The 9,318-nt window shown below is 70.8% G+C and carries 8 protein-coding genes and 1 pseudogene; 6 read left to right on the top strand and 3 right to left on the bottom strand.

The features are described from left to right. Positions 1 to 271 precede the first annotated feature (271 nt). From AB0M27_RS45235 to AB0M27_RS45210, 6 genes and pseudogenes are all read left to right on the top strand, one after another. A complete protein-coding gene (locus AB0M27_RS45235) occupies positions 272 to 1,360 on the top strand; it encodes an MFS transporter (protein ID WP_365731790.1) in 1,089 nt (362 codons plus the stop codon). Between the two features lie 341 nt (positions 1,361 to 1,701). After that, complete coding sequence (locus tag AB0M27_RS45230; protein WP_365731788.1) at positions 1,702 to 2,871, top strand: cupin domain-containing protein; 1,170 nt, start codon at positions 1,702 to 1,704, stop codon at positions 2,869 to 2,871. Then, a complete protein-coding gene (locus tag AB0M27_RS45225) occupies positions 2,868 to 3,707 on the top strand; it encodes a fumarylacetoacetate hydrolase family protein (RefSeq protein WP_365731785.1) in 840 nt (279 codons plus the stop codon). The genes AB0M27_RS45230 and AB0M27_RS45225 overlap by 4 nt, the downstream gene beginning before the upstream one ends. Next, on the top strand, positions 3,707 to 4,417 hold the full coding sequence (locus tag AB0M27_RS45220) for a maleylpyruvate isomerase family mycothiol-dependent enzyme (RefSeq protein ID WP_365731774.1): 711 nt from the start codon (positions 3,707 to 3,709) through the stop codon (positions 4,415 to 4,417). Before AB0M27_RS45225 ends, AB0M27_RS45220 begins: the two co-directional genes overlap by 1 nt. 36 nt (positions 4,418 to 4,453) lie before the next feature. After that, positions 4,454 to 5,770, top strand: a complete 1,317-nt coding sequence (locus AB0M27_RS45215; protein WP_365731772.1) for an FAD-dependent oxidoreductase — start codon at positions 4,454 to 4,456, stop codon at positions 5,768 to 5,770. Continuing rightward, a pseudogene (locus AB0M27_RS45210) lies at positions 5,767 to 5,892 on the top strand (3-oxoadipyl-CoA thiolase); the annotation flags it as partial. The gene AB0M27_RS45215 and the pseudogene AB0M27_RS45210, both read left to right, overlap by 4 nt. Positions 5,893 to 6,318: 426 nt before the next feature. Here AB0M27_RS45210 and AB0M27_RS45205 read toward each other — a convergent pair. The 3 genes from AB0M27_RS45205 to AB0M27_RS45195 form a co-directional block, all read right to left on the bottom strand. Further along, positions 6,319 to 6,822 carry a polyketide cyclase gene (locus AB0M27_RS45205; RefSeq protein ID WP_365731770.1) on the bottom strand — a complete coding sequence of 168 codons (504 nt, stop codon included), beginning with the start codon at positions 6,820 to 6,822 and terminating at the stop codon, positions 6,319 to 6,321. 226 nt (positions 6,823 to 7,048) lie between these two features. Beyond that, positions 7,049 to 7,354, bottom strand: a complete 306-nt coding sequence (locus AB0M27_RS45200) for a hypothetical protein (RefSeq protein ID WP_365731768.1) — start codon at positions 7,352 to 7,354, stop codon at positions 7,049 to 7,051. A gap of 240 nt (positions 7,355 to 7,594) precedes the next feature. Next, positions 7,595 to 8,425 (bottom strand): hypothetical protein, encoded by an 831-nt coding sequence (locus AB0M27_RS45195; protein WP_365731766.1) that lies wholly within the window; start codon positions 8,423 to 8,425, stop codon positions 7,595 to 7,597. Positions 8,426 to 9,318 lie beyond the last annotated feature (893 nt).

Genomic DNA, 9,318 nt, shown 5'->3' with positions numbered 1-9,318 from the left:
CCCGGCCCATTCCCCCATCACCACGAAAACGAGTCTGGCCCCGCCGCTCACGCGGCGGGGCCAGAACCCCAAGATCTTCATAAGCCTTCTAGGGCGGGTGCGCGGGGCATGTGGGGTTCTGTCATTAATGGAACAGCATTACCTTCCCCACGCCCGTGACCAGCGGTTTCATCGGTGGGGGAGAGAAGGAGCGGTGCGATCCGCCTTCGCCAGCGGTGGCTCGCGCGCCGCCGTCCAGCCCTTACGTCCATCTCGTCGTCCGGAGACTTTCGTGCCCATCACCGTGCGGTCGGCCGCTGACCCGGCAGCCGGGGAGAGCGGCGGTCACGCGGTCGCGGCCCTCGCCGCCGCCGTTGTCGGCTTCTTCGTGATCACCCTGGACGTCACGATCGTCAACGTCGCCGTGCCCACGATCCGCGACGAGCTGGGCGGCGGGATGACCGGTCTGCAGTGGGTGGTGGACGGCTACACCCTGATGTTCGCCGCGCTGCTGCTGTCGGCGGGTGCCCTGTCGGACCGGGTCGGAGCCCGGCGCGCCTTCGGTACGGGCATGGGGGTGTTCGTCGCCGCCTCCGCGGCCTGCGGCCCGGCGCCCGGTCTCGGAATCCTGGTGGCCGCCCGCTTCGTGCAGGGCGCCGGGGCGGCGGTGGTGATGCCCACGACACTCGCGCTGATCAGAGAGGCGTACGACGCCCCGGCCCGGCGCGCCCGTGCGGTGGCCGTGTGGGCGACGGACGGGGCCGCAGCCGCTGCGGCCGGGCCGCTCGTGGGCGGAGTGCTGTCCGAGCTGAGCTGGCGGCTGATCTTCCTCATCAACATCCCCGTGGGCGTCGTCGCCTTGCGCCTGGTGGCGCGGACCCGGCCGTCGCCGCACCGCAGGGTGCCGTTCGACTGGGCCGGGCAGGTCGCCGCGGTCGCGGGGATGGGCGGACTGACGTACGGGGTGATCGAAGCCGGCGTGGACGGTTTCACCGCACCCCGCGTGATCGTCGCCTTCGCGGTCGCGGTCCTCGGCATGACCGGCTTCCTCGCCGTCGAGGCGCGCACCGCGCACCCGATGGTCCCGCTGGAGATGTTCCGCAACCGCACCATGGTGATCGCGGTCACCGTCGGCTTCACCTTCATGGTCGGCTTCTACGCTGCACCGCTCTGGGCCGTCGCCGCGCTGATGGTTCCCGTCGGTCTCGGCGGCACGCTCGTCATGCCCCCGCTGACCGCCCACCTCCCCGACATCGTGCCCGCCCACCGCGCGGGCGTCGCCGGCGGCATCCTCAACACCGCCGTGAGCGACGCCGACAGCGCGTTCGCGACCTGGGCGACGAAGACCGCGCAGCAGGCGGCAGCCCGTGTTCCCGCGTAGCCCGGTATCCGGGCGGCCCGCGGTTGGGCCCTGGGACGACGTCGTCCTGTTGTTGAGCGTCATTGCTGATCTCCCTGGCTGGGTGAGTGGGCGTCCCGAAACTGGAGCCGTGGAGCGGGTGGCAGGGCTCGGCTCCGCGTGCGTGGTGGGGGAGGGGAGGGATGCAGCGCGAGGCGGGTGCGATGCCGTGGAGAAAGACACTCGCCTTACGTCGCGTCAAAGATCTGTTCGCAACGTGAGGAGAGCGTGGATTGTGGACACTGTGGTGGCCCGGGCGGCCGTCGGTTCTGCTCTCCAGAATCTGTCTGTCCTCATGGCGGACACGGCGCACGCTGTGGGCTGTGACTCAGTCCTGCATCACCCACGACATCACCACGGGTTCCTCCGTCCGGCTCCAAGCCGTCTCCGCGGAGGGGCAACCCGAGGTCACCCCGGCCCTCGAAGAGCTGTACCGCGGATTCGAGCAGGAACTGCTCGTACCGCTGTGGACCGAGATCGGCGACCTGATGCCGGCCCACCCGCGCTCGCGTGCCGTGCCGCACCTGTGGCGCTGGGCACGGCTGCGGGAGCTGGCAGCCCAGGCCGGCGACCTGGTCCCCGTCGGCCGCGGCGGTGAGCGCCGCGCCATCGCCCTGGCCAACCCCTCCCTCGGCGGCAGGCCGTTCGCAAGCCCGACGCTGTGGGCGGCCATCCAGTACCTCATGCCCGGCGAGGACGCCCCGGAGCACCGGCACACCCAGCACGCCTTCCGCTTCGTCGTCGAGGGCGAAGGAGTGTGGACGGTCGTCGGGCGCGACCCGGTGGCCATGCGGCGCGGCGACTTCCTGCCCCAGGCGGGCTGGAACTGGCACGCCCACCACAACGCCACCGCCGAGCCGATGGCCTGGATCGACGGCCTCGACATCCCGTTCCAGTACGCCACCGAGACCCAGTTCTTCGAGTTCGGCCGGGACGAGATCAGCGACGCCGAACGCACCACCCCCGACCGGTCCCGCTCCGAGCGCCTGTGGGGCCACCCGGGCCTCAAGCCCGTCGCGGCCGGTACGAATGCCCCGGGCACGCCCCTCCTCGCCTACCGCTGGGAACACACCGACCGAGCCCTCGCCGACCAGCTCGCCCTCGAATCCGAGGGACACGGCGGCACCGTCGAGCCAGGTCACGCCGCCGTCCGGTTCACCGACCCGGCCACCGGCGCCGACGTACTGCCCACCCTCCGCGCAGAGATGCACCGGATCACGCGCGGCACCGACACCGCCCCGGTGCGCGAGACAGGCTCCTCCGTCTACCAGGTCTTCGACGGCTCCGGCACCGTCACCGTGGGCGAGGCCACCTGGTCGGTCACCCGCGGTGACCTGTTCGTCGTCCCCTCCTGGCAGCCGCTCTCGATCCGTTCCCAGGCCGGCGCCACCGACTCCGACTCCGGCGCCCTGGACCTGTTCCGGTTCAGCGACGCGCCTGTCTTCGAAGCCCTGCGGCTCGACCGCACCCACGTGGAAGGAACCACCCGATGAAGCTCGCGACCCTCCGCACCGGCGGCACGACCAGGGCCGTACGGCTCGACGGCGAGACGCTGGTCGACCTCGGCTTCCCCGACGTGGGCACCCTGCTGCGCCAGGACAACTGGCCGGAGCCGGCCGCGTCCGCGGTCGGTACGACGTACCCGGCGGCCGGAGCCGACTTCGCACCCGTCGTCCCCGCACCCTCCAAGGTGGTCTGCGTCGGCCTCAACTACCGCAACCACATCCAGGAGATGGGCCGCGACCTGCCCGAACACCCCACCTTGTTCGCCAAGTTCCCCGACTGCCTGATCGGCGCCGACGACGACATCGTGCGACCCGACGAGACCGAGCAGTTCGACTGGGAGGTCGAACTGGCCGTCGTCGTCGGCAAGCGGGTGCGCCGGGCCCGGGGCGCCGAGGCGGAGGCGGCGATCGCCGGCTTCACCGTCCTGAACGACATCACCTGCCGGGACTGGCAGTTCCGCACCCGCGAGTGGCTGCAGGGCAAGATGTGGGACTCCACCACACCCGTCGGCCCGTACCTCGTCACCCCCGACGAACTGCCGGGCGGGGTCCGCCCGTCGCTGGACGTGCGCCTGCTCGTCGACGGAGAGGTCATGCAGTCCGACTCCACCGGCGACCTGCTCTTCGACCCGGTCGACCTGATCGAGTACGTCTCCACGATCGTCCGCCTGAACCCCGGCGACATCATCGCCACGGGTACGCCCGGCGGCGTCGGCCACGCCCGCAGGCCCGAGCGCTACCTCTTCGGCGGCGAGACCGTCGTCACCGAGATCCAGGGCATCGGCCGCCTGGAGAACCGGGTCGTCAAGGCGAATGTGTCCTGATGCGCCGGACCTTCGACGACGCCCGTCGCTGGGCCCTGCTCGGCACCGAGCTGATGCTCGCAGCCGTAGCCGGCCTCGACGACGACGGGTACGCCGCGCCGAGTGCCCTGCCCGATTGGACCCGGGCCCATGTGGCGGCACATGTCGCCGCCAACGCCGAGGCGCTGTCCAACCTGGTGCACTGGGCCGCCACCGGCGAACCCACCCCCATGTACGCCTCGCCCGAGGAACGCGCCGCAGGCATCGAACGAGACCGTGCCCTGCCGGCCGCCGAACTCAACGCGTGGCTGCGCGGCTCGGCGGACACACTGGAGACAGGGATGGCCGCGCTCGGCGAGGAACATTGGCGCGCGCAGGTCGTCACCGCGCAGGGCAGGACCGTGCCGGCCACCGAGGTGCCCTGGCTGCGCTCCCGCGAAGTGTGCGTGCACGCCGTCGACCTGGCAGGTGGCGTGTCCTTCGCCGACCTGCCGGCCGACTTCCTCACCGCCCTGTGCGACGACGTCGTCACCAAGCGCGCCGCGGCCCCGGGCCCGGCCGTGCACCTGCGGGCCACGGCCGCCGGAGCCACGTGGGACCTGCCGGGCGAAGGCGAGGCCGCCCTGGTCACAGGTGAACTGCACGACATCGCGGCCTACCTGACCGGACGGGACGCCGGCCCGCTCACCGCCGACGGCACGCCCGCACCCACACTGGGCGCCTGGCTCTGACCCGCGGCCCGTCCCGCGACCGAAGGAATACAGATCATGAACCCTGAATCCACCCCCGCCGGACGGCCCGACGTCCTCGTGGTCGGCGGCGGCATCGGCGGCCTCAGTTCCGCCTTCGCCCTGGCCCGCCAGGGACTGCGCGTACGCGTCCTCGAACGTGCCCAGCAGTTCGGCGAGGTGGGCGCCGGCCTGCAGATCGCGCCCAACTGCACCCGCATCCTCGCCGAGTACGGCCTGCTGGAGGAAGCCAGGACCCTGGGCGTCGTCCCCGAGAACATGGTGATGCGGGACGCGCTCGACTCCCGCGAACTGACCCGGCTGGACCTGCGCGACCTCGAACGCCGCTACGGCTTCCCGTACATGGTCATCCACCGCAGCGATCTGCACGGCATCTTCCTGCGAGCCTGCGAACGCGCCGGCGTCGAACTGCTGACCGACCAGACCGTCGTCGGCTACGAGAACACGGCCGAGGGCGCCCTGATCCGCCTGGAGGACGGCAGCGCCCAGGAGGCGCCCCTGGTCATAGCGGCCGACGGCCTGCACTCCGTGGCCCGACGCCGACTGGTGGGCGACAACGTGGTCAGCTCCGACTACGTCGCCTACCGCGCGGCCATCCCGATCGAACAGGTCCGGGACAACGGCATCGCGGAGAAGGACGTCACCGTCTACGTCGGCCCCCGCTGCCACTTCGTCCAGTACGCCCTGCGCGGTGGCCACATGTTCAACCAGGTTGCCGTGTTCGAGTCGCCCAAGGCCCTGGCCGGCCGGGCCGACTGGGGCACTCCCGACGAGCTGGACGCGGCCTTCGAGGCCACCTGCGACACGGTGCGCAAGGGCATTCCGCTGATGTGGCGGGACCGCTGGTGGCAGATGCTCGACCGCGACCCGGTCGACACCTGGGTACACGGCCGTATCGCCCTGCTCGGCGACGCCGCGCACCCGCCGCTGCAGTACATGGCACAGGGCGCGATCATGGCGATCGAGGACGGCTGGGTGCTCGCCCGCCACTATGCCCGGCAGGCCGAGGCCGCCCCGGCGGACGGCGCGCCCGACTGGGACGCCGCACTGGCGGCCTACGAGGCGGTCCGGGTGGAGCACTGCCGCCGGGTGCAGACCACGGCCCGCGCCTGGGGCGAGCTGTGGCACCTCGACGGCGAGCACCGACTGCGGCGCAACGCGATCATGCGGGCGCGGGACACCTACGACTACTCCTTCACCGACTGGGTGTACGGCCCCACCGCGCTGACCCCGGACGCGGAGCCGCCCATGTTCACGCCGATCCCGCTGTCCTCGGCCGTCGCCGAGGAGCCGGAGGGCGAAGCGCTCACGCTGTCGGGGAACGGCACACCGTGAGTGACGCCTTCCTCTACACCGCGGCCCGCACCCCCTTCGGCCGGTACGGCGGTGCCCTCGCCGGAGTGCGGCCCGACGATCTCGCCGCCACCGCGCCGACCGGGCTCCTGGACCGGGCGCCCGCCTGCGTCGGCCTCGTCTACACCGACCACGGCGTCTTCGCCCCCGGCCCGACGGGTTCCAGGTCCTGGAGCCGTACGGCATCACCGTCGCGGAGCCAAGGAAACGACTCTGCGTCCACATCCTCTCGTGATCCACAGAGTGATCACACGCGTCTGTCTCTGGTGTGACTGTCGTCGTGTCAGGCTAGGGTCGCATCGACGTTCGGCAATCGAGGCACGGGGGACTGATGACTGGTCAGTGGGAGATACTCGGCGAAGCGGGCGGCATCGAGGCGTACGTGCACCGCCCGGCGGGTGACGTGCGGGGCGCCGTGGTGGTCTGCACCCCGACACCCTGCGTGCCTACTGCCGCGCCGAGACCATGGGCAACACCGTGCGCCGCCGAGCCGCGTAGCGGTCCCGGCCCGATGCCCACGGTGCCGGCAGCTAGCCGCAGGGCGTCCAGGCCCGGGAGGTCGGTGCGGCAAGCTCGGCCAGGTGGTGCAGCGAGTTGGTGAGATGCTCCGGGCCGAACGGCGGGAACCGGATGCCGCGCTCGCGGATGAACTGCGGCACCGCCGACCAGTCGTAGGTGAGCGTGACCTCGGTCTCGGACGGACCGAGCGGCGCCAGGTCGTAACGCCAGAACCAGCCGCCGAACTCCAGGTGACCGTCGCCTTTGTCCTGCCCCGTCAGCCAGCCGATGGTGCGCGGCGGGTCGAGCACCTGCACCTTGTTGACCACCTGGTAGTCACCGTCTGGATGGTTGGGGTGGTACATGTCCATCCGGAAGATCTGCCCCACCTCGGTCAGCGGAGCCCGGTCGACGGATTCCTGGACCCAGCCGGTGCCGTCGATCGCGGAATGGGTCGTCGGGTCCGCCAGCACCGCGAACACCCTCGCCGCCGGCACGGCGACAGTCAGGGTGGCGCTCACGTTCTCCTGGTCCATGGTGTGCACGCTCCTTGTCATCTCATCTCGGGCCTCCCGCGGGTGCGGCAGGGGGACGTTCCCAACATGCAGACGACGCGGCGAGGCGGAACTCATCGGTCGTGTGGGCGCAACCCACACCGTGCCACCGCTACCCCCATGGGGACTCGAACCCGAGTCCGGGCGCGGGCAGGTGCGGGGCGATCACCTGCCACTGGGCATCGGTGAGAGGCGGTGACCCGGCCTGTCAGCCGAGCAGCTGTGTCCAGCTCGACGCGAGCTCGTCGAGCATCTGGTCGCGGGTGAGTTTCCAGTCGGCCCGCTCCCAGTTCTGAGCGACGAAGTCGAGCTGCGCCATGGCGAGCACGCCCCGGAAGCGGCGCTGATAGGGCTCGAGGCGCCCGGCCTGGGTGAGCCCGTCCTCGATGTCACCGACCGCCTCCTTGATCCACTGCTCGACCAGGTCGGTCAGCTCCGGATCCACCACCGCCCCGTCGCGGCCGATGCGGATGATGGGACGGATGGCCGGCCAGCTCTCGGCCGTCCGCCGCAACCAGGCCTCGATCGCCTCCCGACTGCCCTAGCCCTTCCGGAAGCCGATCAACAGGACGTAACCTCCTTGCCGCACGCATGATCTTCACGCCACGCGGCCCGGGCAGGTCGCCATCAACCATCAGGCTGTGGCTCACGTTCTGCGGAGCGCCTCACCGACCGTGAAGGCGGTGGTAGGTGGTGCCGCAGCTCCGCTTCGCACCCGCCGTACCTGGAACAACAGCAACGGCCTGCCCAGGGATCAGGAGTCCGACGGTGCCTTGTGGAGCCGTACGGTGGCGGCGATTTTCCGAATGGTGGTGTCCGGCACCTCGCCGGACACGTTCCTGGCGCCGAAGAACGACCAGGAGACCAGATCTCCTGCGGCGTTCTTGAAGGCGAAGATCCATGCCTTGCCGTCCGTGACGCACTTCTTCGACTTCTTCACGCCCACGGACCAGGCGGTGCCCAGACTGCCTTTGATGCCGGAGTTCGTGGTGAACGCCTCGACGGTGCCGGTCTTCACCTTCGTCCTGTCCGGCTGGGCGTACGCCCCGTACACCCACGTCTCCGGGTCGGAACCGGCGATCTCATGGATGCTTCGGTAGCCGTTGTTGCCCCTCGTACCCACCTGGGCGAGTGGTGTGTCCTCCAGCGCGCCGTCCCGGTTTTCGTCCGAGGAACACCACTTCGTCTGAAGCATCGCAACGTTGCGTATCGCGATGAGTGGTTTGTCGTCCGGGTCCCCGTCCTTGGAGACATAGGTGACCCAGCCGGCGGACTGGATCTCCCATTGGGGCGGGACATCGAACGCGATTCCCTGGGTCGGATTCATCACGACCTTCCAGCCCTTGATCGTGGCGGCCCGGGTGCCGGGTTCCCGGGGGTTGGCCGAACTCTGCGATGCCGACGCGGTGTTGGTCGGCTTCGGGTCGGGTCCGTCGTGCTGGTGGCCGCCGAGCACGAGGAATCCGGTGACGCCCGAAGCAAGGACGACGGCCGCCGCGGCGATGACGGCGACGAGTGCGGTCCGGTTCCGGCTGCCACCGGTCGGCGGGGGCACGGGTGCGCCGGTGGCCGGCTGCGTGGGCATCTGCCAGGGCTGAGGTTGCGGGTAGGGGTTCGGCTGGAACGGGCCGGGAACGGGCTGCTGGTAGGGGTTCGGCGGGCCAGGTTGCTGATACGGGTTCAACTGGCGTCCGACCGGGGGCTGCTGTGGCTTCGGTCCGCCCGTCGACGACTGCTCTCCTGGCCACATGTGCCGTCACGATACGGCACGCTTCCAGGGGGCGATCGGTCGGCTTGTTCCCCGGGGGTCGTCAGGCGGGCTGGTTGCAGCGCGCGGCTCCGTTGACCAGGGAGGGCTGGACCTGAGACAGCGAACCCCGTGGCCGGCTCCGGGAGTTGGCGAATCGGCGGAGACATACGGCAGGCGCCGCATGGTGTCGTGCTCCTGCCTGGGCCGAGCACGACGCCCACGAGCGTCTCTAATCAGCTAAGCGATCCCATGGGAACCGTGGGGTCCGGTGCGGGTTCTTCCCACCTGGGCGGGGCTGCGTGAGCGTGGAGGTGGAATCCGGCGCCCAGGGCTGCTCCGCGTGGCCGGTGTCGGCGGGTGGTGGGTGTGCTGATCGTGGTCACGTCCTGGTGCCGGTGGGCAGCGCGGGGCAGCCGGGTCCGGCCCGTTGGTGCGTGTCCCTCCGGACGCTGGCCGGCACGGCCGGTGGGCCGTGTCGGGGAGGGAACCTCACGTCGCCTGGGCGTGGGGCGGTTGGTTCGCGGCCGGGTGGGAGCGGTTTTCGACCGGTCCGTCCGGCTGGTCTTCGGGGTGGCCGTGATGACGGCCTTTGTCTCCATCGCGTCCACCACTGTGCGGATCACCATGGTGGCAGTGGCGCGGTCGGTGACGGTCTTGGCCTGGTGAGCGAGGCCGCGTGCGGCGATACGCCGCCAGGCACCCTGGTCGCGGTCGCCCTGCCAACGGCA

Origin of the sequence: Streptomyces sp. NPDC052107, from assembly GCF_040680215.1 — a bacterium.
Lineage (GTDB): Bacteria > Actinomycetota > Actinomycetes > Streptomycetales > Streptomycetaceae > Streptomyces.
This window is presented reverse-complemented; position numbering and strand designations above follow the sequence as displayed.